The organism is Bradyrhizobium sp. UFLA05-112 (assembly GCF_053572325.1).
On record NZ_JBANBK010000215.1, the window covers coordinates 1 to 784 of the forward strand.

General features: G+C 64.4%; 1 protein-coding gene. It reads left to right on the forward strand.

The window, feature by feature from the left end:
• The coding region (locus SO180_RS42435) for a transposase (RefSeq protein WP_449384714.1) at positions 1-429 on the forward strand (429 nt) is incomplete at its 5' end.
• Positions 430-784: the final 355 nt, after the last annotated feature.

Here is a 784-nt window from a genome sequence, read left to right on the forward strand (position 1 = left end):
CGTTACACCCATCGGGTTGCCATCTCAAACCGCCGCCTCGTTGCAGCCGACAGCGAGGCGATTGCGTTCCGTTGGAAGGACTATCGCGTCAACGGATCCGACCGCTGGAAGACGATGCGGCTTCACCCGCAGGAGTTCATCAGGCGCTTCCTGCTGCACGTGCTGCCCAAGGGCTTCCACCGCATCCGCCACTACGGGCTCTTTGCCTCAACCAACCGCGCCGAAAGCATCGCCACGGCCCGTGCACTCCTCGATGTCGTCCCGCCTGCCGCCGACCCGCAAGAGCAGCCGGATGTTGCGCCGGACACCCCGCGCGTGCTGCCGTACCCATGCCCGTGCTGTGGCGCGCGTATGATCGTCATCGAGACCTTCGCGCCCGGCTGCCAGCCGAGCTGGCGGCCGACACTGATCAGGATCGACACCTCATGAGCCAGACCTCCTGTGAGCGCTGCGGGTTTCCCATTCCAATGCGCTGGCTCCACGCCGGCGGCGCTCTCTCTCCACCCTATAGCATCCATCAGTGCGCGCATCGCGCATCGGTGCGCTCCGAACGCTCGCCCAAACGCCTATTGCACTCTCCTGAACTCCCGTACCTACAGACACGCAGGCCGAATTCCGCCAGCGCCACGTCTATCATCAAGGTCGGCGCCGGCATCAAATCCCCATAGCACTCGCTGCACCGTCGGTGCCCAACTTCCCGCGACTTCGTGCCTTGGCGCTTTTTGGACGCCGGTCAGTTGACCCTGCGGAGCCTCCTTCTTGCCGGCGTCCAAAAACCAGCACA